Raw genomic sequence first — 26094 nt, 5'->3', positions numbered from 1 at the left:
CGCGCATGCACGCATCGATCCCTCCCGTGTCCGCGCCCGCCGCCTCGCGACATCGCTATCCGGACGGCTGGTTCGCGCTGGCCTACGGCCGCGACGTCAGACCCGGCGCGCTCGTCGTCACGCGTTTCATGGGCGAGGACGTCGTGCTTTATCGAACGGCATCCGGCCTGATTCGCGCGGTCGCGCCGCATTGCCCGCACCTCGGCGCGCATCTCGGGCACGGCGGCGTCGTGCGCGGCGAGGAGATCGTGTGCCCGTTCCATCACCTCGCGTTCGCGCCGGACGGCACCTGCGTGCGCGCCGGGCAGGACGGCAAGCCGCCCGCCGCCACGCTGCGGCACCGCCACGTGCGCGAATGGAACGGCCTCGTGCTCGCATGGCAGGACCGTGCGGGCGCACCGCCGTCGTGGTCGCTGCCCGACCTCGACCTCGATGGTTATTCGCGGCCGCGCGGCGCGTGCCACACCCTGAACGGCAATTTGCAGAATCCGGCCGAGAACGGCGTCGACGTCAACCATTTCAGTCCGGTGCACGGCTGGTCGAATCCGGTGCTGGAGCCGCCGCAAGCCGACGGCCACCGGATGACGATGCGCTCGACGCTCGTGCTGCTCGGGCAACGGCTGTTGCTGGATATCACGATGCACGGCCTGGGCTGCATGGCCGCGCGCATGGAACTGCCGGACCTCGGGCTGCATGCGCGGGTCGTGCTGTTCCCGACGCAGATCGAACCCGATCGCTGGACGTGCCGTGAATTCGTGGCACTGCGCGTCGAACGCGCGTCGGCGTGGCCGTCGCCGCTGCGCCGGGCCCTGCACGAGGTACTCGCGAGCGCCGCTTACCGGTGGTGGTTCGTGCCCCAGTTCAAGCGCGACCTGCGCATCTGGCATCACCGCGACTACGACGCGCGCCCGACGCTGATGGCCGGCGAGATGCCGATCATGACGTTCCGGCGCTGGGCCGCGCAGTTCTATCCGGCGCCCGGCGGCGATGCGCCCGACGGGCAGGACGGCGCCGGGCCGGCAGCCGTCGCCTACGTCGATCGGGCATTCTCGCGATGAGCGCCAAGCCGACGCAGGAGCACGCGATGAATGCAACCGGCCCCGCCGACGAGACCGCGCCGCTGCCCTATCCGGACGGATGGTTCGCACTGTGTTTCAGCCGCGAGCTGAAGCGCGGCAGCGTGCTCACGACGCCGTTCATGGGACGCGATGTCGTGCTGTACCGGACCGCATCGGGCGTCGCCTGCGCGGTCGACGCGTATTGCCCGCACCAGGGCGCGCATCTCGGCCACGGCGGCACGGTCGACGGCGAGCAGATCGTCTGCCCGTTCCATCACTACGCATACGGCCCCGACGGCCGGCGCGCCACCGCCCGCTGCCCGCACGGCACCCAAGGGCTGACGCTTCGCACCCGGCACGTGCGCGAATGGAACGGCTTCGTATTCGTGTGGCAGAACGCCGACGGCCTGGCGCCGACCTGGGAACTGCCCGACGTGGACATGACCGGCTTCTCGGCGCCGGTCGGCCAGGCATTCACGCTGCGCGGCGTGATGCAGAACCTGCCGGAAAACGGCTACGACCTCGAGCATTTCGGCGCGCTGCATCGCTGGAAGGACATGAAACCGCATGCCCCGGTGATCGACGGCCCGCGTATTTCGATGCAGGTGGACATGGCGTGGAAGAACATCAGATGGAGCACGCTGATCGGCGTGCACGGCCTCGGGTGCGTGTCGTCCGACCATGAAATGAAGGCGATCGGCCTCGAAGCGAAGATCTTCGCGTGCGGCGTGCAGATCGCGCCGCTGCGCTGGACCTTCCGGGACGGCATCTCGTTCCGCTTTTCGTGGCTGTCGAGGTGGCCGGCCCCGCTGCAGCGCGTCGTCTACGCCGCGCTCGGCCGGTTGCTGCACCGACTGTGGCTCGTGCCGGTGTTCAAGGAAGACATCATGGTGTGGAGCAATCGCGACTACACGGGCTACGGTACGCCGGGCGCGGGCGACGGGCCGTACCCGGTGTTTCAGCGATGGGCGCGGCAGTTCTATCCGGGCAGCGATCGAACCGAAGCCCGGCATCGCGCCGCGCATGCCGACGCGTTCGCCGGGAAATAACAGGCGCCGACGGCCTCGGGGTGCCTGCGTCACACCGTCCGCCTGACCAGCATCGTCCGGATCTCCGAAATCGCCGGGGTCGGATTCAGCCCTTTCGGGCACACGTCCGTGCAGTTCATGATCGTCCGGCACCGGAACAGCCGGTACGGATCCTCGAGGTCGTCGAGCCGCCCGGCCGTCCCGAGGTCGCGCGAATCCGCGATGAAGCGGTACGCCTGCAGCAGCCCCGCCGGGCCGACGAACTTGTCCGGATTCCACCAGTAACTCGGGCAGGCGGTCGAGCAGCACGCGCACAGGATGCATTCGTACAGCCCGTCCAGCTGGTCGCGCTCCTGCGGCGATTGCAGGCGTTCGCGCGCCGGCGGCGGCATGTCGTTGATCAGGTATGGCCGGATCGAGTGGTACTGGTTGAAGAAATCGGTCATGTCGACGATCAGGTCGCGCACCACCGGCAGCCCCGGCAGCGGCCGCAGCACGATGTCGCGCGGCAGCGTCTGCATGTTCGCCAGGCACGCGAGCCCGTTGCGGCCGTTGATGTTCATCGCATCCGACCCGCAGATGCCTTCACGGCACGAACGCCGGTACGACAGCGTCTCGTCGTCGCGCTTCACGCGGCCGAGTACGTCGAGCAGCATGCGGTCGTCCGGGTTCACGTCGATCTCGTAGCGCTGCATGTACGGCCGCGCGTCGCGATCGGGGTCGTAGCGATAGATATGAAGGGTGCGGGGGTCGCTCATCAATGCCTCCAGATGCGGGCCGCATGCGGTAACGGCGCGCCGTCGCCGCATGCGGCCCGCCAGTGCGATGCCGGTCAGTCGTCGTCCACGCGCTTGTCGATCAGGTAACGTCCGCGCTCGACGCCCGCGCGCAGCGCCTCAAGTTCGGTCAGCCACTCGGGGCCGCCCGGTGCCGGCACGACCATCTCGATGCGGGCGCCGTCGACATAGACCTGCACCTCGTCGCGCCACGCGCCGCTTTCATCGCGCCGCGCCCACACGAGGATCTCGTGACCGCGATACGGGTCGCGGACCTGTGCATCCTGTTGATGTTGCACGGTGGCCTCCTGTCCTTATCTGCGATACCAGTGCAAAAAATGCGCGCAGCATGACCGCCGCGCACGCCGGCGGCCTTGCGCGCACGCGCCGTGCCCGCCCGGCACGCGGCTTGCGTCCCTTTCGTCCATCGAATCGCCGGCGAACCGCCTCGCGCCGGCCGGAAGGAGCGCACATCATGATCGGCCACCTCGAACTGCTCGGACGACTGCTGCTCGCGGCGCTGCTCGGCAGCGTCATCGGCCTCGAACGCGAGCGCCTGAACTGGGCCGCCGGGCTGCGCACACACATGCTCGTGTGCGTGGGCGCCGCGCTCGTGATGCTGGTGTCGACCTTCGGCTTCGAGGACGTGCGCGGGCAAAACGGCGTCGTGCTCGATCCGTCCCGGGTCGCCGCGCAGGTGGTGTCGGGCATCGGCTTTCTCGGCGCCGGATCGATCCTGCTGCGCGGCGAAGTCGTGCGCGGACTGACGACGGCGGCAAGCCTGTGGGCCGTGGCCGGCGTCGGCCTTGCCACGGGCGGTGGCATGTACCTGGCGTCGATCGGCGCGACGGCGATCGTGCTCGCGATCCTCGCGGGCGTGAAGCCGCTCGAACGCCGCTTCATCGCGCAGCGCCAGCAGCGCACGCTGCAGCTCGTGGCCGAGCGCGGCGGCCTCACGCTCGGCACGCTGCACGAGGCGCTCGGCCCCGGCCGCGTGCGCGTGAAGCGGTTCATCGTCCAGCAGTCGGACGACGATCCCGACACCGACGACATTTCCGTCTCCTTCTCGCGTACGAGCGGACCGGAATTTGCCGCGATCTGCGAGACGCTGCGGAACATCGCCTGCGTACGAACCTGCCAACCCGACAACGTGCCAAGGAGCTTCGCGTGACCCGGACCGACCTGCTTTCCTATCTCGTGACGAGCCAGCTGGCCGCGCGCATGCGCTCCGGCAACTGGCTCACCGCCAGCCAGCTCGTGGGCGCGCTGCGCGCATGGCTCGCCTGCCATCGCGCCGAATGCGGATGGCTCGAGCGGATCAGGATCGCGAACGCATCGACGACGATCGCGCAAGGCATCTACGACATCGCGATCGCCAACGGCGACCCGCACCGCGGCGCCTACGTGCGGCTCGACGCGGATTCGCCGGAACTGCTGGCATTGCGCGCACGCTGCGGCGCGCTGCTGCAGCGCATCGACGGCGGCTGGGACGGCGACGCCCGATGAGCGTGCCGGATCGCACGACAGGCGCCGCCGAGCCGACCGCCGACGCCGCCCGGCCCGGCGACGTATCGCGGCATGGCCTGCTCGAACGCGGGCGCAACTGCGACGCGATCCGCGGCGCGGACCGCTTCACGATGCTCGTCGACGGCGACGCGTATTTCTCGACGCTGCGTGCCGCGCTGCTGCGCGCGCGCCATACGGTGTTCATCGTCGGCTGGGACGTCGACAGCCGGATGCGGCTCGCGCCCGGCGCCCCCGGCGACAGGTTGCCCGACACGCTCGCGGCCTTCCTGCACGCGCTCGCCGAAGCGCGCCACAACCTGCGCATCTACGTGCTCGCGTGGGACTTCGCGATGATCTACGCACTGGAGCGCGACTGGCCGCCCGTGTATCGCGCCGGCTGGTGCGCGCATCGCGGCATCGTGTTCCGGCTCGACGACGCGCATCCGCGCGGCGCGTCGCATCATCAGAAGCTCGTCGTGATCGACGACCGGCTCGCGTTCGTCGGCGGACTCGACCTGACGCGGGCGCGCTGGGACACGCCCGCGCACGCGGCCGGCGACCCGCGCCGCCGGGACGAGCACGGAATGCCTTATGCGCCGTTCCATGACGTGCAGGCGATGTTCGACGGCGATGCGGCCGCCGCGATCGGCGAGCAGGCGCGGGCACGCTGGCTGCAGGCGTGCGGGCGCCCGATCGCGATCCGTGCGCAGCGCCACCTCGAGCGGCCGGACGACGACGATCCATGGCCGCCGGACGCGCGCGTCGACCTGCGCGACGTGCGGCTCGGCATCGCCTATACGGTACCGCGCCACGGCGGCCGCGAGCCGGTGCGACAGGTGCAGGCGCTCGTCGAGGACACGATCCGCGCGGCGCGCCGGCACCTGTATGTCGAGAACCAGTATTTCACCGCGGCGGTGGTCCGCGAGACGCTGTCCGCCCGCCTCGCCGACGCGCACGGGCCGGACGTGACGGTCGTCGCGCCGCGCGTGCAGAGCGGCTGGCTGCAGGAAGCGACGATGGGCGTGCTGCGCGCGCGGCTGCACGCGACGCTGGCGTCGGCCGACCGCTTCGGCCGCTACCGGCTGCTGTATCCGCACGTCGACGGGCTCGGCGACGCCTGCGTGAACGTGCACAGCAAGCTCGCGATCGTCGACGACGAATGCATCGTGATCGGCAGCGCGAACCTGAACAACCGCTCGATGGTGCTCGACACCGAATGCTGCGTGGCGCTCGTCGCGGCCGGCGATGCACGCATCCGCGCCGCGATCGCCGGCATGCGCGACCGGCTGCTGGCCGAACATCTCGGCACGACGCCCGCGGCAGTGGCCGAGGCGCTCGCGGGCGCCGAACGGCCGAACGCGGCGCTCGACCGGCTGCGCGCGAAACCGGGCCGCACGCTGCGCACGCTCGATCCGGCCGTCGCGCCGCAGCTCGACGCGCTCGTGCCGGTCAGCGCGTGGCTCGACCCGGAACAGCCGATCGAACCGGACCGGTTCGTCCGCGAATTCGTGCCGCACGACCACCATCGTCCGCTCACCGCACGCTTTTTCGCGCTCGGCACGGCCGTGCTGCTGGTCGCCGCGCTCACGCTCGCGTGGCGCTTCACGCCGCTCGGCGCACACCTGAACGTCGCGTCGCTGTCGCATGCGGCCGCCCGCATCGCGCAACTGCCTGCCGCGCCGGTGCTGCTGCTGGCCGGCTACGTGATCGCGGCGACGCTCGCGATCCCGGTCACGCTGCTGATCGCCGTGACGGGGCTCGTGTTCGGCGCATGGCCGGGGCTCGCGTATGCGGCGATCGGCACGATGGCGGCGGCGGCCGTCACCTACGAGCTGGGCCGCTGGCTGGGGCGCGACGCGGTGCGCCGGCTGGCCGGTGCACGCGCGAACCGGCTGAGCGAACACATCGGCCGGCGCGGCGTGCTCGCGATGGCCGTGCTGCGCTTGCTGCCGATCGCCCCGTTCTCGGTCGTGAACCTCGTCGCCGGCGCGTCGCACATCGGCTTGCGCGACTTCCTGGTCGGCACGGCGATCGGGATGCTGCCCGGCATCGTGCTGACCGTCACGTTCGCGCACCAGTTGACGGCCGCGCTCAGTCATCCCCGGCCCGCCGCGTTCGCGTGGCTCGCCGCGATCGGGCTTGCGCTGGTCGGCGTATCGATCCTGCTCGTCAGGATGCTGAGACGATGGCGCTGAGCACGCACGCGGCGCCGCCGCCGATCATCGGCGCCGCCGACGGCGCGCCCGCCGCGGCGCCGGGCGGGCGCGACCTGCGGATCGCGACCTACAACATCCGCGGCGGCTACGGCGCGTGGCCGGCGCGCGCGGCCGACCGGATCGCCGCCGTGATCGACGAACTCGACGCGGACGTGATCGCGTTGCAGGAAGTGCCGCTCGGCGGCACGCGCGCGCCCGACGTGCTCGCCCACCTGCGCGACGCGACCGGCATGCATGCGGTGGCCGGCCCGACGATCGACACGCCGGAGCGCCGCTACGGCAACGCGGTGCTGTCGCGCTGCCCGATCCGCGCGGCGCGCACGCTCGACCTGTCGTTCCGCCAGCGCGAACCGCGCGGCGCGCTCGACGCCGACATCGACTGCGGCGCGGGCACGATCCGCGTGGTCGCGACCCATCTCGGGCTGTCGGCGAGCGAGCGCAGCGCGCAGGTGCAGCGGCTGCTCGCGGCTTTCGACACAGGCGCGATGCCCGTGATCCTGCTCGGCGACATCAACGAGTGGTTCGTGCGCGGCCGCGCGCTGCAGGGGCTCGTCACGCGGTTCCGGCGCGCGCCGGCGCCGCGCACGTTCCCGACCGTGTGCCCGGTGTTCTCGCTGGACCGGATCTGGATCCACCCGGGCGAGCTGCTGGTCGACGTGGTCGTGCATCGCAGCGCGCGGGCGCGGCATGCGTCCGACCACTACCCGCTGGTGGCGCGGATGCGCGCGACACCCGCGACGGGCACGTTGCTTGCGCGCTGAGCCCTTTTTCGATTCGGCGGAGCGACCCATGCAAACCGACGCCCTCGACGGCAAGGATCTCGATTACTGGTGCGCCCGCGCGCTGTGCGCGGACGACGAAGACACCCTGCGCTTCACGGCCGTCGCGCCGACCGTCGTCGTGACGGCCGCCTGCGACGCGTTCCGGCACCTCGACGCGCCGTTCGCGCCGTCGACCTCGTGGGCCGACGCGGGCACGGTGCTCGATCGCGTCGACGACCTGCGGATCGCCCGCCACGGCGACGACGTGGAATGCGACGCAACCTTTGTCGACGGGCCGTCGACCTGCGGCGCGCACGGCCGCGACGCGCGCGTGGCGCTGCTGCGCGCGTTCGTGCGCGCACGCTTCGGCGACGACGTCGATGCGCCGCCGCCGTTCGCGCATCGCATCGAACACGGTGCCGTGGTGCGCTATGACCCGGGCGTGCCGCTGCCCGCCGCGGATGACGATCGCGGCAGCGGCAACAGCACCGATATCCGCTCGATCCCGCGCATGTAACTGCATGCGCGTGCCCGGCAGTCATGTAAAAACGACAGTCCCGGCCCCGGCCGGCGTCGCGCACGCGCCTTGCCCGCGGGGAAACCGCGGGGCAGGCACGCGCGTTGCGAGGCACCAGCGTCATCGACTGCCGCCACCCGCCCCGCGCCACGCCATGGACTCCACGCCGACTTTTGCTCCGCACCTCTATTTCTGCGATGCCCGCCTCGTCGGGCCGCTCGACGCGTGGTCGCGGACGTTCGCGCATATCGCGGGCATGGGTTTCGATCACGTGCTCGTCGGCGCGTTCTGGGCCGCGAGCGTCGCGGGCTTTCCGCGCCACGTGGCCGATTACCGGCGGCCGGCGCAGGCCTTCGCGACCCGCGCGAGCGCGCTCGAAACCTTCTCGCGGCTCGCCCAGCTCGCGCACGGCCACGGGCTGCGCCTGCTGCTCGAAGTCGTGCCGGACCGCATCGCGCGCGACAACCCGCTGCGCGCCGAGCATCCGGACTGGTACGTCGAGCGCACGCACGACGATGCGCTGATCGACCCGCGCGGCACCGCGCATGCGCTCGATATCGCGCACGCGAACAGCGGCGACGAAGCGGTACGCGACGCGCTGGCCGCCTGGTGGTGCGCGCACCTCGCCAACTTCGCCGATGCGGGCGCGGCCGGCTTCCTGATCGACGCGCCGCATCACCTGCCGGCCGACTGGTGGCCGGGCTGGCGCGCGGCGCTGCGCCGCGCCCGCCCCGACGTCGCGGTGCTCGCGGGCGTGCCCGGCCATGCGCGCGACGCGCTCGCGCAGCTCGAGGCGGCCGGATTCGACGCGGTGTTTTCGTCGGTACGCTGGTGGGACCTGCACGCGCCGTGGTTCGCGGACGAGCACCGGCTGCTGCGGCGCATCGGCTCGCCGATCGCGTTCCCTGACGCGCTGGACGGCCCGCGTCTCGCCGACGACTGGCCCGACGCGCCGGACGACACCGTCGCCCGCGCATATCGCCGCGCGCTGTGGACGGCCGCGGCCGTCGGCACCGGCTGGCTCGTGCCGATGGGCTTCGAGCGCGGCGTCGCGGTGCCGCTGATGGCGCGCGATGCCGACGCCGGGCGCTACCGCGCCGCGTTCGAGCACGGGCGTTTCGACCTGTCGGGCGCGATCGCCGATGCGAACGCGTGGCGGCGTGCGACGCCCGTCGCGGCGGCCCGCGGCGAGATCGCGCAACTAAGCGCGCCCGGCGCGGCCGCGACGGTGCTGCTGCGCGGTACCGGCCCGTCGCTCGAACACGACGACGCGGCGCTGCTGATCGCGCTGAATCCCGCTCTCGACGCACGGGCGACGGTCGACCCCGCGACGATCCTGCCCGGCGTGCCCGGCGGCTTCACGCGTGTCGCCACGCAGGCGGGCGCGCACACGCAGCCGCCTGCCGCGCTCGCACCGTTGACGCTCGAACCCGGCGCCTGCGCGTTGCTGCACGCGTGGCCGGCGCCCGCCGTCACGACGCGCCCCGATGCCGCGCGCGAGCGCGAAGCGTTGTCGGCCGCGCTTGCGGCCGACCGGATCGCGATCGAGCGCGTCGAGCCGTCGGTCGACGGCGGCCGCTTCGCGGTCAAGCGCGTGATCGGCGAGTCGCTCGTCGTCCATGCGTCGATCTTCACCGACGGTCACGCGCATCTCGCGGCCGCGCTCCAGTGGCGCGCCGACGGCGACGACGCGTGGCGAGAAGTCCCGTTCGAAGCCGGGCCGAACGACCGCTGGCATGCGCGCGTCGCGCTCGACCGGCTCGGCCGGCATGAATTCCGCGTGATCGCCTGGCGCGACGACTGGGCGTCGCTCGTCGACGACGTCGCCAAGAAGCACGCGGCCGGCCAGGACGTGACGCTCGAACTGCGCGAGGCGCAGTTGCTGCTCTCGACCGCGCTCAAGCTCGCCGATCCGGTCGACCCGCGCGCCCGCGCGCGGATGGAGCGCCTCGTCGCCGAGTTCAAGGACGCGCCGCCCGATGCGCGACGCGCGCTGCTCGCCGCGCCGCCGCTCGCCGACGCATTCGCGGCGCTGCGCTACCGCCCGTTCGCCACGCACGACGACACCACCTACCCGGTCGACGTCGAACGCCGCAAGGCACGCTTTTCGAGCTGGTACGAGATGTTTCCGCGTTCGGCGAGCGACGATCCGCGGCGGCACGGCACGTTCGACGACGTGCTCGCGCACTTGCCGCGCATTCGCGACATGGGGTTCGACGTGCTGTACTTCCCGCCGATCCATCCGATCGGCACGACCGCGCGCAAGGGGCGCAACAATAGCCTGAGCGCCGGCCCGGACGACGTCGGCAGCCCGTATGCGATCGGCTCGCCCGACGGCGGCCATACGGCCGTGCATCCGCACCTCGGCACGCTCGCGTCGTTTCGCGCGCTGGTCGATGCCGCGCGCGACCACGGGCTCGAGATCGCGCTCGATTTCGCGATCCAGTGCTCGCCCGATCACCCGTGGCTCGCCGAGCATCCCGGCTGGTTCGCGTGGCGCCCCGACGGTTCGCTGCGCTTCGCGGAGAATCCGCCGAAGCGCTACCAGGACATCGTGAACCCCGACTTCTATGCACCGGATGCGCTCCCGGCCCTGTGGCTCGCGCTGCGCGACGCGGTGCTGTTCTGGGTCGACGCGGGCGTGCGGATCTTCCGCGTCGACAACCCGCACACGAAGCCGCTGCCGTTCTGGGCATGGATGATCGGCGACGTGCGCGGCCGGCATCCGGACGTCGTGTTCCTGTCCGAGGCGTTCACGCGGCCGGGGATGATGTACCGGCTCGCCAAGATCGGCTTCTCGCAGTCGTACACGTACTTCACGTGGCGCGAATCGAAGCGCGACTTCATCGACTACCTGACCGAATTGACGGCCGGCCCCGCGCGCGAATTCTTCCGGCCGAACTTCTTCGTCAACACGCCCGACATCAACCCGCGCCACCTGCAGAACGCGCCGCGCGCGCAGTTCGTGATCCGCGCGGCGCTCGCGGCGACGCTGGCCGGTTCGTGGGGCATGTACTCGGGCTTCGAGCTCGGCGAGTCGGCGCCGCTGCCGGACAGCGAGGAATACGCGAACGCCGAGAAGTACGAACTGCGCGCGCGCGACTGGAGCAAGGCCGCGCACATCGGCACGGAAATCGCGCGGCTGAACCGTGCGCGGCGCGATCACCCGGCGCTGCAGACGCATCTGGGCCTCGCATTCGTCGAGGCGGACAACGACAACGTGCTCGTGTTCGTGAAGGCGACGCCGGCGTTCGACAGCGTGGTCGTCGTCGCGATCAGCCTCGACCCGTGGCATCCGCAGGCCGCGAACTTCACGCTCGACGCCGCGCTGTGGCGCGGTTTCGGGCTCGTCGACGGCGAACCGCTCGACGCGCTCGAACAGGATGCGGCCCACGCGCAAACGTGGCGCGGGCATCGTCAGTACGTGTCGCTCGATCCGCACGTGCGGCCCTACGCAATCTGGCGGCTCGCGCCGTCGCCGGACGCCGCGCGGGCGGCGGCGCCCGCACCGGACGTCGCCCGCCCCTCCTCGGGAGCCCATGGATGATGAAACGCGAAGATTCCCTCGACGACGTGCGCCGCGCGCAATTCCCGTCGCTCGCGCCGGCCGGCACGCCGCGCCGGCGTCGCGCGCGCCGCCGCGCCCCCGCGCTCTGCACGGACGATCCGCTGTGGTACAAGGACGCGATCATCTACCAGGTGCACGTGAAGTCGTTCTACGACTCGAACAACGACGGCATCGGCGATTTCCCCGGCCTGATCGCAAAGCTCGACTACATCGCCGAACTGGGCGTCGACACGATCTGGCTGCTGCCGTTCTACCCGTCGCCGCGCCGCGACGACGGCTACGACATCGCCGACTACCGCGACGTGCATCCCGACTACGGCACGCTCGCCGACGTGCGGCGCTTCATCCGCGAAGCGCATGCGCGCGGCATTCGCGTGATCGCCGAGCTCGTGATCAACCACACGTCGGATCAGCATCCGTGGTTCCAGCGCGCGCGCCGCGCGAAGCCGGGCTCCGCGCATCGCGACTACTACGTGTGGTCCGACACCGACACGAAATACGCGGGCACGCGGATCATCTTCCTCGACACCGAAACGTCGAACTGGACGCACGACCCGGTGGCCGGCCAGTACTACTGGCATCGCTTCTACTCGCACCAGCCCGACCTGAACTTCGACAACCCGGCCGTGGTGCGCGAAGTGATCCAGGTGATGCGCTTCTGGCTCGACCTCGGCATCGACGGGCTGAGGCTCGACGCGGTGCCGTACCTGGTCGAGCGCGAAGGCACGAACAACGAGAACCTGCCCGAGACGCACGCGATCCTGAAGCGGATCCGCGCGACGATCGACGCCGAATACCCGAACCGGATGCTGCTCGCGGAAGCGAACCAGTGGCCGGAGGACGTGCAGGAGTATTTCGGCAACGAGGACGAATGCCACATGGCGTTCCACTTTCCGCTGATGCCGCGCATCTACATGTCGATCGCGAGCGAGGACCGCTTCCCGATCGTCGACATCATGCGACAGACGCCGGCGCTCGCGCCGAGCAACCAGTGGGCCGTGTTCCTGCGCAACCACGACGAACTGACGCTCGAGATGGTCACCGATTCGGAGCGCGACCTGCTGTGGCAGACCTATGCGAGCGACCGGCGCGCGCGGCTGAACCTCGGCATCCGGCGCCGGCTCGCGCCGCTGATGGAGCGCGACCGGCGCCGCATCGAGCTGATCAACTCGCTGCTGCTGTCGATGCCCGGCACGCCGGTGATCTACTACGGCGACGAGCTCGGGATGGGCGACAACATCCACCTCGGCGACCGCGACGGCGTGCGCACGCCGATGCAATGGTCGTCGGACCGCAACGGCGGCTTCTCGCGCGCCGACCCCGAGCTGCTCGTGCTGCCGCCGGTCATGGGCTCGCTGTACGGCTACGACGCGATCAACGTCGAGGCGCAGACGCGCGACCCGCATTCGCTGCTGAACTGGACGCGGCGCATTCTCGCGACCCGCCGCGCCTCGCAGGCGTTCGGGCGCGGCACGATCCGCTTCCTGCGGCCGGAAAACCGCAAGGTGCTCGCGTACCTGCGCGAGCTGGACGGCCACGAGCCGGTGCTGTGCGTCGCCAACCTGTCGCGCGCGTCGCAGGCCGTCGAGCTCGACCTGTCCGAATTCGCGGGCCGCGTGCCGATCGAGATGACGTCCGATTCGCCGTTTCCGCCGATCGGTCAGCTCCCGTATCTCCTCACCTTTCCGCCGTACGGGTTCCTGTGGTTCGTGCTCGCCGAGCATGGCCGCGAGCCGTCGTGGCGGCAGCCGCACGCGGAGCCGCTGCCCGAATACGTGACGCTCGTGATGCGGCGCGGCGAAACGCGGCCGGACGTCGCGCAGCTGCACGCGCTCGCGCACGACGCGCTCGCGTCCTGGCTCGCGCGGCGGCGCTGGTTCGCGTCGAAGGATCGCGCGATCGGCGACGCGTGGCTGAATGTCGTCACGCCGATGCCGGACGAGCCGTTCCAGTATGCGGAGGCGTGGGTGTCGGCCAGCGACGGCGGCGTCGAACGCTACGTCGTGCCGCTCGCCACCGCATGGGGCGGCGAGACCTCGCAGCCGCTGTTCGCGCAGTTGGCGCTGGCGCGCGTGCGGCGCGGCCATACGGTCGGGTACCTGACCGATGCGTTCGCGCTGCCGGCGTTCGCGCGCGGGATGCTGCGCAAGCTGCGCGACGGCGCGACGGTGCCGACCGCCGACGGCGGCCGGCTCGCGTTCCTGCCGGAGGAGGCGCTCGCGGCGCTCGATCCCGGCGACGACGCGGACATCCGCTGGCTCGCGGCCGAGCAGAGCAACAGCTCGCTCGTGATCGGCGACGCGATCGTGCTGAAGCTGGTGCGCAAGGTCGCGCACGGCATCCACCCGGAAGCGGAAATGAGCCGGCATCTGACGCGCATCGGCTATGCGAACACCGCGACGCTCGCGGGCGAAGTCGTGCACGTCGATCCGGACGGCACGCCGCACACGGTCGCGATCCTGCAACGCTACGTCGACAACCAGGGCGACGCGTGGACACGGTCGTTCGACTTCCTGCGGCGGGCGGTCGACGAACTCGCGCTGCCGGCCGCGGACGACGAAGAAACGGCCGACGCGGACGAAGCACCCGATGCGCTGCTCGGCTACGCGGCGTTCGCGGGCATCATCGGCACGCGGCTCGGCCAGTTGCACGTCGCGCTCGCACAGCCGTCCGGCGACCCCGCGTTCGCACCGGAGCATGCCACGCCCGACCACGTCGACGGCTGGTGCGCGGACGCGATCGCGTCGTTCGAGCGCGCGCTCGACGTGCTGCGCACGCGGCTCGATACGCTCGACCCCGCGATGCGCGCGACGGCCGACACGCTGCTCGCGTCGCGCGACGCCGCCGTGCAGGCGCTCGGCGACCTCGTGCCGCGCACGCTCGACGCGCAATGCCTGCGGATTCACGGCGATTTCCATCTCGGCCAGGTGCTCGACGTCCAGGGCGACGCGCTGCTGATCGACTTCGAGGGCGAACCGGCGCGCCCGCTCGCGCACCGCCGCGCGAAATCGCATCCGCTGCGCGACGTCGCCGGCCTGCTGCGTTCGCTGTCGTACGTGAGCGCGACCGCGCAGTTCGCGATCGAGAAAGCGCCGCCGCAGGCGGTCGGCCGCAAGCGTGCGCTGTTCGACCGCTTCGGACAGGCGGCCGCCGACCGCTTCGTCGACTGCTATCGCGCGGCCGCCGATCTCGCTCCCGCACGCTTCGTCGATCCGCGCTATGCCGACCGCCTGCTCGCGCTGTTCCTGATCGACAAGGCGTCGTACGAGCTGTGCTACGAAGCCGCGAACCGGCCGGACTGGCTGAGCGTGCCGGTCGGCGGGCTCGCGGCGCTCGTCGAACGCCTGCTCGGCGACGGCGGCCCGCCCGACGACGACGGAGACACGCGATGACCGATACGTTGTTCGACCGCACCGATATCGATGCGCTGCTCGCCGGCCGCCATCCCGATCCGTTCGCGTGCCTCGGCCCGCACGGGCAGGCCGGCCGGACCGTCGTGCGCGCGCTGCTGCCCGGCGCCGAACGCGTGCGTGCGCTGGCGCCGGACGGCGACGAACTCGCGACGCTCGCGTGCGTCGATCGCGCAGGCTGCTTCGCGGGAACCATCGCACGCAACGGCGGCGCGACTCATTACCGGCTCGCGATCGACTGGCCGGACGCGCGGCAGGTGATCGACGACGCGTACGCGTTCGGCACGCTGCTCGACGAGGCCGCACTGGCGCGCCTTTCGTCCGGCGACCCGGCCGCCGTGCTCGACTGCCTCGGCGCGACGCCCGCACGGATCGACGGCACCGACGGCGTGCGCTTCGCGGTCTGGGCGCCCAACGCGCAGCGTGTGTCGGTGGTCGGCGACTTCAACGCGTGGGACGGCCGCCGCCATCCGATGCGGCTGCGCCGGCCGTCGGGCGTGTGGGAGCTGTTCGTGCCCGGCATCGGCGCGGGCGAGTGCTACAAGTACGAGCTGCGCGCGGCCGACGGGCGCGTGCTGCCGCACAAGGCCGATCCGTGCGCGCGCGCGACCGAAGCGCCGCCGCGCACGGCGTCCGTCGTCGCCGACGTCGCGGCGCTCGACGCATTCGCGTGGCACGACGACGGCTGGATGCACGCGCGGCCGCGCGCCGACCGCTACCGCGTGCCGTGGTCGATCTACGAGGTGCATCCGGAGTCGTGGCAGCGCGTGCCCGAGGAGATGAATCGCAGCGCGACGTGGGACGAGCTCGCCGAGCGGCTGATTCCTTACGTGCAGGGGATGGGCTTCACGCACGTCGAATTCATGCCGATCGCCGAATACCCGTTCGGCGGATCGTGGGGCTACCAGCCGCTCGCGCAGTTCGCGCCGTCCGCGCGCTTCGGGCCGGTCGACGGCTTCGCGCGGTTCGTCGACCGCGCGCACGCGGCCGGCATCGGCGTGATCGTCGACTGGGTGCCCGCGCACTTCCCGGACGATCCGCACGGCCTCGCGCAGTTCGACGGCAGCGCGCTGTACGAGCATGCCGATCCGCGCGAAGGGCTGCATCCCGACTGGCACACCTGCGTGTTCAACGTCGGGCGTGCCGAAGTCGGCGCGTTCCTCGTCGCGTCGGCGCTCGCGTGGGCGCGCCGCTACCACGTCGACGGCATCCGCGTCGACGCGGTCGCGTCGATGCTGTACCGCGACTATTCGCGCAAGGAAGGCGAATGGGTGCCGAACCGGTACGGCGGCCGCGAGAACCTCGAATCGGTCGCGTTCCTGCGCCAGTTGAACGACACGCTGCACGGCGCGGCCGCGCCGGGCGGCGTCGTCACCATCGCGGAGGAATCGACCGCGTGGCCGGGCGTCACCGCGCCGACCCGCGACGGCGGGCTCGGCTTCGACTTCAAATGGAACATGGGGTGGATGCACGACACGCTCGCGTACCTGCACGAAGACCCGATCCACCGCCGCCATCGCCACGACCGGATGACGTTCGGGCTCGTCTACGCGTTCTCGGAGCGCTTCGTGCTGCCGCTGTCGCACGACGAGGTCGTGCACGGCAAGGGCTCGCTCGTCGCGAAGATGCCGGGCGACGCATGGCAGCGGCTCGCGACGCTGCGCGCGTACTTCGGCTTCATGTGGGCGCATCCGGGCAAGAAGCTGCTGTTCATGGGCAGCGAATTCGCGCAATGGGCGGAGTTCGCGCACGATGCGACGCCGCACTGGGACCTGCTCGACGCGCCGGCCCATCGCGGCGTGCAGCGGCTCGTGCGCGACCTGAACCGGACCTACGCCGCCGAACCGGCGCTGCATGCGCTCGACTGCCACGCGGCCGGCTTCGCCTGGCTGATCGGCGACGACCGCGACAACAGCGTGTTCGCGTTCGCGCGCCGCGACGACGCCGGGCACCTGGTGGTCGCCGTCTGCAACTTCACGCCCGTGCCGCGCGCCGGCTACCGCCTCGGGCTGCCCGCCCCCGGCCACTGGCGCGAACTGATGAACACCGATGCCGCGCCGTACGGCGGCACCAACGCCGGCAACGACGGCGCCGTGTGGGCCGAGGCCGTGCCCGCCCATGGCGAGGCGTGGTCCGCGACCCTGCGCTTGCCGCCGCTCGCGACGCTGTGGCTGACCCCCGCGTGATTTCCCGTTCCCTCGACTCGGAGATTCGCCCCATGCCGACCGCCCTGCCCGCCCGCCTCGAAGCCGGCCGCGCCTATCCGCTCGGTGCGACCTGGGACGGCCTCGGGACCAACTTCGCGGTATTTTCCGCCCACGCGCAGCGCATCCAGCTGTGCGTGTTCGATCCGACCGGCCGCAAGGAACTCGCGCGCCTCGACCTGCCCGAATGCACCGACGAGGTGTGGCACGGCTACCTGCCCAACGCCCATCCGGGCACCGTGTACGGGTTTCGCGCGGACGGCCCGTACCAGCCGCAGCATGGTCACCGCTTCAACCCGACCAAGCTGCTGCTCGACCCGTACGCGCGCAAGCTGGTCGGCCAGTTCCGCTGGTCGGACGCGCTGTTCGGCTATCGTGTGCATTCGAACCGCGCGGACCTGTCGCTGGACCGCCGCGATTCGGCGCCCGCGATGCCGAAATGCGTGGTGGTGGACGAGGCATTCGACTGGAGCACCGACCGGCGCCCGCGCGTGCCATGGCGCAACACCGTGATCTACGAGACGCACGTGCGCGGCGCGTCGATGCGGCGCGCCGGGTTGCGCGTGCCCGAACGCGGCACGTTTTCGGCGTTCGCGCATCCGGCGTTCGTCGATCATCTGCTGTCGATCGGCGTGACGACGGTCGAACTGCTGCCGATCCACGCGTTCCTGCAGCAGCGCGCGCTCGTGAACCGCGGGCTGCGCAACTACTGGGGCTACGACACGGCCGCGTTCTTCGCGCCGGAGCCCGCGTATCTCGCGACGCGGCGGCTCGACGAGATGCGCATCGCGATCCGCCAGTTGCATGCGGCCGGCATCGAGGTCGTGCTCGACGTCGTCTACAACCACACCGCCGAAGGCAACCAGCTCGGCCCGACGCTGTCGTGGCGCGGCCTCGACAACGCGAGCTACTACCGGCTCGTGCCGGGCGACCAGCGGTTTCATGTCGACGAGACGGGCTGCGGCAACACGCTGAACCTGTCGCATCCGCGCGTGCTGCAGATGGTGATGGACTCGCTGCGCTACTGGGCCACCGCGTTCAACATCGACGGCTTCCGCTTCGATCTCGGTGTCACGCTCGGCCGCGAGGCGCACGGCTTCGATCCCGGCGCGGGATTCTTCGACGCGTTGCGGCAGGACCCGGTGCTCTCGCAGCGCAAGCTGATCACCGAACCGTGGGATCTCGGCCCCGGCGGCTACCAGCTCGGCCGCCACCCGCCCGGCTTCGCCGAATGGAACGACCGCTTTCGCGACACCGTGCGGCGCTTCTGGCGCGGCGACGCGGGGCAGCGGCCGGAACTCGCCGCGCGGCTCGCCGGCTCTGCCGACCTGTTCAACCACCACCGGCGCCATACGTGGGCGTCGGTCAATTTCGTCACCGCGCACGACGGCTTCACGCTCGCCGATCTCGTGTCGTACTCGGCCAAGCACAACGACGCGAACGGCGAGGACAACCGCGACGGCCGCGACGACAACTGCAGCGCGAACTGGGGCGTCGAGGGGCCGACCGACGATGCGGCGATTCGCGCGGTACGCTCGCGCGTCGCGCGCTCGATGCTCGCGACGCTGTTCACCGCGCTCGGCACGCCGATGTTGGTGGCCGGCGACGAATTCGGCCGCACGCAGCACGGCAACAACAACGCGTACTGCCAGGACAACGAACTGTCGTGGCTCGACTGGGATCTCGCGCGCGGCGACGAAGCCGTGACGCTGATGCGCTTCGTGTCGCGGCTCGCCGCGCTGCGGCGCATGTACCCGGTGATGTCGGCGCCGGGCTATCCGTCCGGCGATCGCGACGGCGCGCCGGGGATGGCCGAGATCGGCTGGTTCGACGAGCACGGCGACGCGCTGACCGTCCCCGCGTGGCAGGACCGCGAGCGCCGCGCGCTGACGATGCGGCGGGTCGGCACGGGCCGCACCGGGCGCACCGAGGCGCTGCTCGTGATGCTGAACGCGTCGTCCGAGACGATCGTGTTCGTGCCGCCCGCACCGGTGCTCGAGTATCGCGTGCTGGTCGATACGGCCACGCCCGACGCCGGCCCGCGCACCTGGCCGGCCGACGGTCTCGACGTCGCCGCGCATGCGGCCGCGATCGCGGTCGCGGCCGTGCCGCTCGACCCGCCTTCGTGAGGATCGCCATGACAACCCGTTCCGCCGGCCCGTCCGGCACGCATGCATTCGACTCGTCGTTCGGCGCCACCTGCATCGATGCCGGCCACACGCGCTTCAGGCTGTGGGCGCCCGCGAGCCGTGCGGCCGCCGTCGAGCTGCACGACGACACCGAGCAGGTGATCCCGATGACACCCGTCGGCGACGGCTGGTTCGAAACGGTCGCGCCGTGCGGCCCCGGCGCGCTGTATCGCTACCGGCTCGACGGCGGTCTCGTCGTGCCCGATCCCGCGTCGCGCTTCCAGCCCGGCGGCGTGGACGGCCCGAGCCAGGTCGTCGATCCGGGCGCCTATCGCTGGCGCCACGATGCATGGCGCGGCCGCCCGTGGCACGAGACGGTGCTGTACGAACTGCACGTCGGCGCCTGCGGCGGTTATGCGAGCGTCGAACGGCGGCTGCCGTCGATCGCCGCGCTGGGCGTGACCGCGGTCGAGCTGATGCCCGTCAACGCGTTTCCCGGCGCGCGCAACTGGGGCTACGACGGCGTGCTGCCGTTCGCACCCGACACGTCGTACGGGCGGCCCGAGGAACTGAAGGCGCTCGTCGATACCGCGCACGGGCTCGGTCTCCAGGTGTTCCTCGACGTCGTGTACAACCATTTCGGCCCCGAGGGCAACCTGCTGCCGCGCTACGCGCCCGCCTTCTTCCGCGCGGACCGGCAGACCGCATGGGGGCCGGCGATCGACTTCTCGTGCCCGCAGACGAGCGCGTTCTTCATCGACAACGCGCTGTACTGGCTCGACGAATTTCGCGTCGACGGCTTGCGCATCGACGCCGCGCACGCGATCGACGACGATGCGTGGCTGCGCGAACTCGCGCGCCGCGTGCGCGCGTACGCGGGCGACGCACGCCACATCCATCTGGTGCTCGAGAACGAGCGCAACGCGGCGAGCCTGCTCGGCCCCGGCGGGTTCGACGCGCAGTGGAACGACGACTTCCACAACAGCGCGCACGTGCTGCTGACCGGCGAACGCGACGGTTATTACCGCGCGTACGCCGACGCGCCGCTGCGCCATTTCGCCCGCACGCTCGCCGAAGGGTTCGCGTACCAGGGCGAGCCGTCGCCGTTGCACGACGGCGCCGCGCGCGGCGAGCCGAGCGCGCACCTGCCGCCCACCGCGTTCGTCACGTTCCTGCAGAACCACGACCAGATCGGCAACCGCGCGTTCGGCGAACGCCTGCGCGCGCTCGCGAACGACGACGCGGTACGCGCGGTCACCGCGCTGATGCTGCTCGCGCCGCCGATCCCGCTGCTGTTCATGGGCGAGGAAGACGGCAGCACGCAGCCGTTCCAGTTCTTCACCGACTATCGCGGCGCGCTTGCCGATGCCGTGCGCGAAGGCCGGCGCCGCGAATTCGCGGCGTTTCCCGCGTTCGCCGATCCCGCGCATCGCGACCGGATTCCCGATCCGAACGACATCGCGACCTTCGTCCGGTCGTCGCTGCACCACCCGCCCGACGACTCCTGGGCCGACGCGGCCGCCTGGCAGCGCTTCTACCGCAGCGCGCTGGCCGTGCGCATGGCGCTCGTGGCGCCGCATCTGCCCGGCGCGCACGTGCTCGGCGTCGACCTGCTCGCGGGCGACGACGAGCCGCAGGCACTCGTCGCGCGCTGGCGGCTCGGCGACGGCAGCACGCTGACGATCGCGCTGAACCTCGGCCCGCACGATGCGGTGCTGCCCGCGCTGCCGGTCGGCAAGCTCGTGTTCGAGACGCCGCCGCGCGCCCGCGACCGGCTGCGCGACTTGCGGATGCCGCCACGTGCCTGCATCGCGTGGCGCGACGGCGCGGTCAACCACGATGCGCGGCATCACCGCGCGAACGGACTGGCAGGATCATGACGACCGACGTCTCGATCGCGGTACTCGCACACGCGGCCGGCCTCGAAACCGACTGGACCGACGCCGGCGGCGTCGCGCGGCGGGTGGACGACGTCGCGCTCGCCGCGCTCGTCGATGCGCTCGGCTGGCCGTGCGGCACCGCGGCCCAGCGGGTCGACAGCGCGGCGGCACTCGCCGACGGGAACGCGGCGCCGCCGCGCCTCGTGACCGGCGACGCCGGGCTGCCGCTCGCCCTGCCCGCGACGCTCGCGCCGCCCGGCGCGCGCTTCCGGATCTCGTTCGAGACCGGCGGGCACGTCGACGGCCGCGTTGGCGGCGCCGGCGAGCACGGCTTGCTGCCGCCCCTTTCGATGCCCGGCTATCACGCGCTCGACATCGGCGAGCAGCGCATCGGGCTCGCGATCGCACCGCAGCGGGCGCGCCCGTTCGACACCCTGGCGCACGCGCACGACACGGGCGGCCGCTGGGGCATCGCGGCCCAGCTCTACAGCCTGCGCCGCGGCGGCGACGACGGCGCGGGCGACTACACGGCCCTCGCGCGGCTGGTCGCCCAGGTGGCGCGACACGGCGCGCAGGCCGTCGCAATCAGCCCGACGCACGCCGGTTATCCGGCGCTTCCCGCGCACGACAGCCCGTATTCGCCGTCGTCGCGGCGCTGGCACAACGTCGCGTATCTCGACTGCGACGCGGTGCCGGGCGCCGATGGCGCGCATCACGCGCCCGCCGGCCCGGCCGACGCGCTGCTGATCGACTGGCCGCGCGTGCTGCCGATGAAGCTGCGCCGCCTGCGTGCGTGCTTCGACGCGTGGCGCGCCGGCAACGACCCGTCGCGCGACACATACCAGCGGTTTCGCGCGGCGGGCGGCGCGGCGCTCGACGCGCATGCGCGCTTCGATGCGCTGCAGGCGTTCTGCATCGAGCACGGGATCGGCGCGGACTGGCGGCAGTGGCCGGCGCCGTGGCGCACGCCGGGATCGGCGGAAGTCGAGGCGTTCGCGCACGAGCACGCCGACACGATCGCGTTCCACACGTTCCTGCAATGGTGCGCATCGCGCGCGCTCGGCGACGCGCAGCACGCCGCGCGCGGCGCGGGCATGGCGACCGGGCTGATCGCCGATCTCGCGGTCGGCTCCGATCGCGCGGGCAGCGACGCGTGGGCGCACGGCACGGCGCTGCTGCGCGGCGTGTCGCTCGGCGCGCCGCCCGACCTGTTCAACGCGGCCGGCCAGGCGTGGGGCGTGACGACGTGGACGCCCGCCGCGCTGCGCGCCGACGGCTTCGCGCCGTTCGTCGACCTGTTGCGCGCCGCCTTCGCGCACGCGGGCGGCATCCGCATCGATCACGTGCTCGGCTTCGCGCGGATGTGGATCGTCCCGGACGGCGGCTCGCCGCGCGACGGCGCCTACCTGCGCTATCCACTGGACGATCTCGTGCGGCTCGTCGCGCTCGAGGCGGCCCGCCATCGCGCGATCGCGATCGGCGAGGATCTCGGCACCGTGCCGGCCGGATTCCGCGAACGACTCGGCGCACAGGGCATCGCGGGCATGCGCGTGCTGTGGTTCGAGCGCGACGCCGGCGGCGCATTCCGGCCGCCGTCCGCCTGGGACCGCGACGCCATCGCGACGACGTCGACGCACGATCTGCCGACCGTCGGGGGCTGGTGGCGCGGGGTCGACCTCGCCTGGCGCCAGGCCGCGGCCGACGCCGCGAAGGCGCGCAGCGAAACGGGCGCGCCCGCCGGGGGCGAGGTGGCCGCCCCCGCGCCGGACGACGCCAGCGCGCACGATGCCGACGAGATCGTGCAAAGCGCGCCGTCCGGGCACGACCCCGTGCAGCCGCCGGAAAACGGCGACGCCTTGCAGCCTCCCGCCCCGCCGTCCGTCCCGCCCCCCGGCCTCGCCGCCGCGCATGCGGCACGCGCGACCGAGCGCGCGGCGCTGTGGCACGCGATGCAGCAAGCCGGCTGTGCACCGGCCGGCACCGCCGTGCCGCCCGCCGCCGCACCGCCGGTGAGCGCGATCCTCGCGTACGTCGCGCACGGCCCGTCGCCGCTCGCGATCGTGCCGCTCGAGGATCTGCTCGCGCTCGACGCGCAGCCGAACCTGCCGGGGCCGCCGTGCGGCCATCCGAACTGGCGGCAGCGGCTGCCGCGCACGATCGACACGCTGGTCGACGCCGACGTGCGCGAACGCATCGCGGCCATCGTACACGCGCGCCGTTCACCGAGGCGCGGCGCATGACACCGCGTGCGACGCTGCGGCTGCAGCTTCATGCGGGCTTCACGTTCGACGACGCCGCCGCGCACGCCGACTACTTCGCGCGGCTCGGCGTGAGCCACCTGTACCTGTCGCCGGTCGCGACGGCCGAGCCGGGCTCGCGGCACGGCTACGACACCGTCGACTACGGCATGCTCAATCCCGAACTCGGCGGCGAAGCCGGTTTCGTCCGGCTCGTCGACGCGCTGCGCGCAAGGGGCCTCGGCGTGATCGTCGACATCGTGCCGAACCACATGGGCGTCGGCGGATCGTCGAACGGCTGGTGGAACGACGTGCTCGAATGGGGACCGGCGAGCCCGTACGCGCACTACTTCGATATCGACTGGCACCCGCCCGATCCGGCGCTCGACGGCAAGGTGCTGCTGCCGTGCCTCGGCGTGCCCTATGCCGACGCGCTCGCAGCCGGCGACATCACGCTCGGCGTCGACGCGGCCGCCGGACGTTTCTTCGTCGCATGCCCCGGACGGCGGCTGCCGGTGGCCGCCGCCACGTATGCGGAGATCCTGCGCCTCGCGAACCGCGCGGACCTGAACGCCCTCGCCGAACGCTTCGACATCGCGCCGGCGCGCGACAGCGCGCGGCTGGCCGCCGCGCATGCGGCGCTGCGCGATCATGCGGCCGCGCACGGCCCGCACGCGTTCGACGCGGTGCTGCGCGGGGCCGACCCGCGCCTCGCGCGTTCGCGCATCCGCCTGCACCAGGTGCTCGAACGCCAGCACTACCGGCTCGCGTGGTGGCGCACGGCTGCCGACGAACTGAACTGGCGGCGCTTCTTCGACATCGCGACGCTCGCGGCCGTCCGCGTCGACGACGACGCGGTATTCGACGCCGTGCATGCGCTGCCGCTGCGCCTGCATGCGGCGGGGCTTGTCGACGGCTTGCGCGTCGATCACGTCGACGGCCTCGCCGATCCGCCGGCGTACTGCCGGCGGCTGGATGCGCGACTCGCCACTCAGCGTCGGGCACCGCCGTACGTCGTCGTCGAGAAGATCCTCGCGCCCGGCGAGGCGCTGCCCGCCGACTGGCCCGTCGCCGGCACGACCGGCTACGACTTCATGAACGATGTCGGCGCGCTGCTGCACGACCCCGCCGGCGCCGAGCCGCTCGCCGCGCACTGGGCCGCCGTGTCGGGCGCATCGCGCACGTTCGCGCAAGAGGTGCTCGACGGCAAGCGGCGCGTGCTGATGCGCCAGCTCGCCGCCGAGCATGCGCGGGTCGCGCGGCTGCTGCACGGCGTCGCACGCGCGTCGCCCGCGACGCGGGACGTCAGCCGGATCGCGATTCAGCGCGTACTTGGCGAACTCGCGGTGCGGCTGCCCGTGTACCGCACCTATCCGTCACCGCGCAACGGGCTGGCCGACACCGATCTCCGCGTGCTCGCGCAAGCCTACGAAAGCGCGCGGGCAGCCGTCGAGCCGGCCGACCGGTTCGCGCTCGACCGGGTCGCCGCATGGCTGGGCTTGCCGGTCGTGCGCGTGCCGCGGGCGGCGCCGGCCGAGCGCCATGCGGCGCGCATCGCGTTCGCGCAGCTCACCGCGCCGCTCGCCGCGAAAGGCGTCGAGGATACGGCCCACTACCGCTACGGCCGGCTGCTGTCGCGCAACGAGGTCGGCGCCGATGCCGGCGACTTCAGCCTGTCGCGCGGCGCGTTCCATGCGCGCAACCGGCGCCGCGCGCGCACCGTGCCGCACGGGCTCGTCGCGACGGCCACGCACGACCACAAGCGCGGCGAGGACACGCGGGCGCGGCTCGCGGTGCTCAGCGAGCTGCCCGATGCGTGGCGCGCGGTGTCGCTCGACTGGTCGGCGCTGAACCTGCCGCACCGCGGCCGCGCGCATCGCGACCTCGCGTGGGCGCCGGGGCCGGCCGCCGAGGCGATGCTGTATCAGACGCTCGTCGGTTGCTGGCCGCCCGCACTCGCCCCCGACGATGCGGCCGGTCTCGACGCGCTCGCCGCACGCGTCGCGCAGTGGCAGACGAAGGCGCTGCGCGAAGCGAAGCGGCATACCGACTGGCTGGCGCCCGAGCAGCGCTACGAACGGGACTGCGACGCGTTCGTCCGCGCGATCCTGACGCCGCGCGGCCCCGGCGATTTCGCGCACCGGCTGCATGCGTTCGTCGCGCGGATCGCGCCGGCCGGTGTCGTCAACAGCCTGACGCAGACGGCGCTGCGGATCGCGTCGCCCGGCGTGCCGGACCTGTACCAAGGCACCGAATCCTGGGATCACTCGCTCGTCGATCCGGACAACCGGCGCGACGTGCCGTTCGCCACGCTGGCGGCCGAGCGCGTTGACGGACCGGTCGCGTCGTACCTGCCGGCGTGGCCCGATGCGCGCGTGAAGCGGGCGCTGGTCGAGCGGATGCTCGCGCTGCGTGCGCGCTGGCCGGCGACCTTCGCGGAGGGCGCGTACGCGCCGCTGCGCGTGCGCGGCAGGCTCGCACGTCACGCTATCGCGTTCGCGCGGTGCGACGACACGGCCGCCGTGGTGGTGATCGCGACGCGGCTCGCGTGCCGGTTGCTCGGCGAAACGCCCGGCTTGCCGCGCGTGGAACCCGCGCGGTGGGGCGATACGGCGGTCGTGCTGCCGCGCGCGATGGAAGGGCCGTGGACGGACTGGCTCGACGGGCGCGCCGAGATCGACGCGACGGACGGCGTGCTGGCGCTCGAGCGCTGCCTGAGCGGGTTGCCGGTCGCGGTGCTCGTTGCGGCGCGTGCCGGACGCTGAAGCCGATCCACCCTGCCGGCGCGTGCCGCGCGCCGGCAG

Annotated in this window: 16 protein-coding genes; 14 read left to right on the top strand and 2 right to left on the bottom strand. The window is 72.2% G+C overall.

Translation table 11 applies throughout. The features are described from left to right. The first annotated feature begins 5 nt into the window (after positions 1-5). Together HWX00_RS11550 and HWX00_RS11545 are read left to right on the top strand one after the other, a co-directional pair. Entirely contained in the window at positions 6-1058 is a 1053-nt protein-coding gene (locus HWX00_RS11550) for a Rieske 2Fe-2S domain-containing protein (protein ID WP_175028243.1), read from the top strand. A gap of 26 nt (positions 1059-1084) precedes the next feature. Further along, positions 1085-2107 carry a Rieske (2Fe-2S) protein gene (locus HWX00_RS11545; RefSeq protein WP_226193853.1) on the top strand — a complete coding sequence of 341 codons (1023 nt, stop codon included), beginning with the start codon at positions 1085-1087 and terminating at the stop codon, positions 2105-2107. Positions 2108-2136: 29 nt separating this feature from the next. On the opposite strand, the gene HWX00_RS11540 is transcribed toward HWX00_RS11545, so the two are convergent. Together HWX00_RS11540 and HWX00_RS11535 are read right to left on the bottom strand one after the other, a co-directional pair. After that, positions 2137-2844, bottom strand: a complete 708-nt coding sequence (locus HWX00_RS11540; RefSeq protein WP_175028245.1) for a succinate dehydrogenase/fumarate reductase iron-sulfur subunit — start codon at positions 2842-2844, stop codon at positions 2137-2139. Between the two features lie 74 nt (positions 2845-2918). Beyond that, positions 2919-3161 (bottom strand): DUF6566 family protein, encoded by a 243-nt coding sequence (locus HWX00_RS11535; RefSeq protein WP_034190009.1) that lies wholly within the window; start codon positions 3159-3161, stop codon positions 2919-2921. A gap of 176 nt (positions 3162-3337) precedes the next feature. Between HWX00_RS11535 and HWX00_RS11530 the strand changes: the two genes are divergently transcribed. The 12 genes from HWX00_RS11530 to treY all read left to right on the top strand — a co-directional run bounded on the left by HWX00_RS11530 (position 3338) and on the right by treY (position 26055). Further along, positions 3338-4033, top strand: coding sequence for an MgtC/SapB family protein (locus HWX00_RS11530; RefSeq protein ID WP_034190093.1), 696 nt, complete (start codon positions 3338-3340; stop codon positions 4031-4033). Next, a complete protein-coding gene (locus tag HWX00_RS11525) occupies positions 4030-4368 on the top strand; it encodes a hypothetical protein (protein WP_124669520.1) in 339 nt (112 codons plus the stop codon). Before HWX00_RS11530 ends, HWX00_RS11525 begins: the two co-directional genes overlap by 4 nt. Further along, entirely contained in the window at positions 4365-6563 is a 2199-nt protein-coding gene (locus HWX00_RS11520) for a VTT domain-containing protein (RefSeq protein WP_175028246.1), read from the top strand. Before HWX00_RS11525 ends, HWX00_RS11520 begins: the two co-directional genes overlap by 4 nt. Beyond that, positions 6554-7345, top strand: coding sequence for an endonuclease/exonuclease/phosphatase family protein (locus tag HWX00_RS11515; protein ID WP_175028247.1), 792 nt, complete (start codon positions 6554-6556; stop codon positions 7343-7345). The genes HWX00_RS11520 and HWX00_RS11515 overlap by 10 nt, the downstream gene beginning before the upstream one ends. A 28-nt stretch (positions 7346-7373) precedes the next feature. Continuing rightward, positions 7374-7862: a phage protein NinX family protein gene (locus tag HWX00_RS11510; RefSeq protein ID WP_175028248.1), complete on the top strand. Its 489-nt coding sequence runs from the start codon at positions 7374-7376 to the stop codon at positions 7860-7862. A gap of 154 nt (positions 7863-8016) precedes the next feature. Beyond that, positions 8017-11409 carry a maltotransferase domain-containing protein gene (locus HWX00_RS11505; protein ID WP_175028249.1) on the top strand — a complete coding sequence of 1131 codons (3393 nt, stop codon included), beginning with the start codon at positions 8017-8019 and terminating at the stop codon, positions 11407-11409. After that, positions 11409-14822 carry a maltose alpha-D-glucosyltransferase gene (gene treS / locus HWX00_RS11500; protein WP_175028254.1) on the top strand — a complete coding sequence of 1138 codons (3414 nt, stop codon included), beginning with the start codon at positions 11409-11411 and terminating at the stop codon, positions 14820-14822. Before HWX00_RS11505 ends, treS begins: the two co-directional genes overlap by 1 nt. Then, positions 14819-17026: a 1,4-alpha-glucan branching protein GlgB gene (gene glgB / locus HWX00_RS11495; protein WP_175028250.1), complete on the top strand. Its 2208-nt coding sequence runs from the start codon at positions 14819-14821 to the stop codon at positions 17024-17026. The genes treS and glgB overlap by 4 nt, the downstream gene beginning before the upstream one ends. A gap of 32 nt (positions 17027-17058) precedes the next feature. Further along, on the top strand, positions 17059-19173 hold the full coding sequence (glgX, locus tag HWX00_RS11490; RefSeq protein WP_034190002.1) for a glycogen debranching protein GlgX: 2115 nt from the start codon (positions 17059-17061) through the stop codon (positions 19171-19173). Positions 19174-19181: 8 nt separating this feature from the next. Further along, positions 19182-21053: a malto-oligosyltrehalose trehalohydrolase gene (treZ, locus tag HWX00_RS11485; protein ID WP_175028251.1), complete on the top strand. Its 1872-nt coding sequence runs from the start codon at positions 19182-19184 to the stop codon at positions 21051-21053. Continuing rightward, a complete protein-coding gene (malQ, locus tag HWX00_RS11480) occupies positions 21050-23293 on the top strand; it encodes a 4-alpha-glucanotransferase (protein WP_175868108.1) in 2244 nt (747 codons plus the stop codon). Before treZ ends, malQ begins: the two co-directional genes overlap by 4 nt. Next, a complete protein-coding gene (treY, locus tag HWX00_RS11475) occupies positions 23290-26055 on the top strand; it encodes a malto-oligosyltrehalose synthase (protein ID WP_175028796.1) in 2766 nt (921 codons plus the stop codon). The genes malQ and treY overlap by 4 nt, the downstream gene beginning before the upstream one ends. Positions 26056-26094: the final 39 nt, after the last annotated feature.

Source organism: Burkholderia seminalis DSM 23518 (assembly GCF_902832885.1).
GTDB classification, from domain to species: domain Bacteria; phylum Pseudomonadota; class Gammaproteobacteria; order Burkholderiales; family Burkholderiaceae; genus Burkholderia; species Burkholderia seminalis.
Note: the sequence above shows the minus strand (reverse complement) of the source record. Positions and strands in the feature narration are given on the sequence as shown.

Coding starts and splice junctions, on each gene's coding strand:
- HWX00_RS11550 (WP_175028243.1), top strand. CDS start 6: ATGCACGCATCGATCCCTCCCGTGTCCGCGCCCGCCGCCTCGCGACAT.
- HWX00_RS11545 (WP_226193853.1), top strand. CDS start 1,085: ATGAATGCAACCGGCCCCGCCGACGAGACCGCGCCGCTGCCCTATCCG.
- HWX00_RS11540 (WP_175028245.1), bottom strand. CDS start 2,844: ATGAGCGACCCCCGCACCCTTCATATCTATCGCTACGACCCCGATCGC.
- HWX00_RS11530 (WP_034190093.1), top strand. CDS start 3,338: ATGATCGGCCACCTCGAACTGCTCGGACGACTGCTGCTCGCGGCGCTG.
- HWX00_RS11520 (WP_175028246.1), top strand. CDS start 4,365: ATGAGCGTGCCGGATCGCACGACAGGCGCCGCCGAGCCGACCGCCGAC.
- HWX00_RS11515 (WP_175028247.1), top strand. CDS start 6,554: ATGGCGCTGAGCACGCACGCGGCGCCGCCGCCGATCATCGGCGCCGCC.
- HWX00_RS11510 (WP_175028248.1), top strand. CDS start 7,374: ATGCAAACCGACGCCCTCGACGGCAAGGATCTCGATTACTGGTGCGCC.
- HWX00_RS11505 (WP_175028249.1), top strand. CDS start 8,017: ATGGACTCCACGCCGACTTTTGCTCCGCACCTCTATTTCTGCGATGCC.
- treS (WP_175028254.1), top strand. CDS start 11,409: ATGAAACGCGAAGATTCCCTCGACGACGTGCGCCGCGCGCAATTCCCG.
- glgB (WP_175028250.1), top strand. CDS start 14,819: ATGACCGATACGTTGTTCGACCGCACCGATATCGATGCGCTGCTCGCC.
- glgX (WP_034190002.1), top strand. CDS start 17,059: ATGCCGACCGCCCTGCCCGCCCGCCTCGAAGCCGGCCGCGCCTATCCG.
- treZ (WP_175028251.1), top strand. CDS start 19,182: ATGACAACCCGTTCCGCCGGCCCGTCCGGCACGCATGCATTCGACTCG.
- malQ (WP_175868108.1), top strand. CDS start 21,050: ATGACGACCGACGTCTCGATCGCGGTACTCGCACACGCGGCCGGCCTC.
- treY (WP_175028796.1), top strand. CDS start 23,290: ATGACACCGCGTGCGACGCTGCGGCTGCAGCTTCATGCGGGCTTCACG.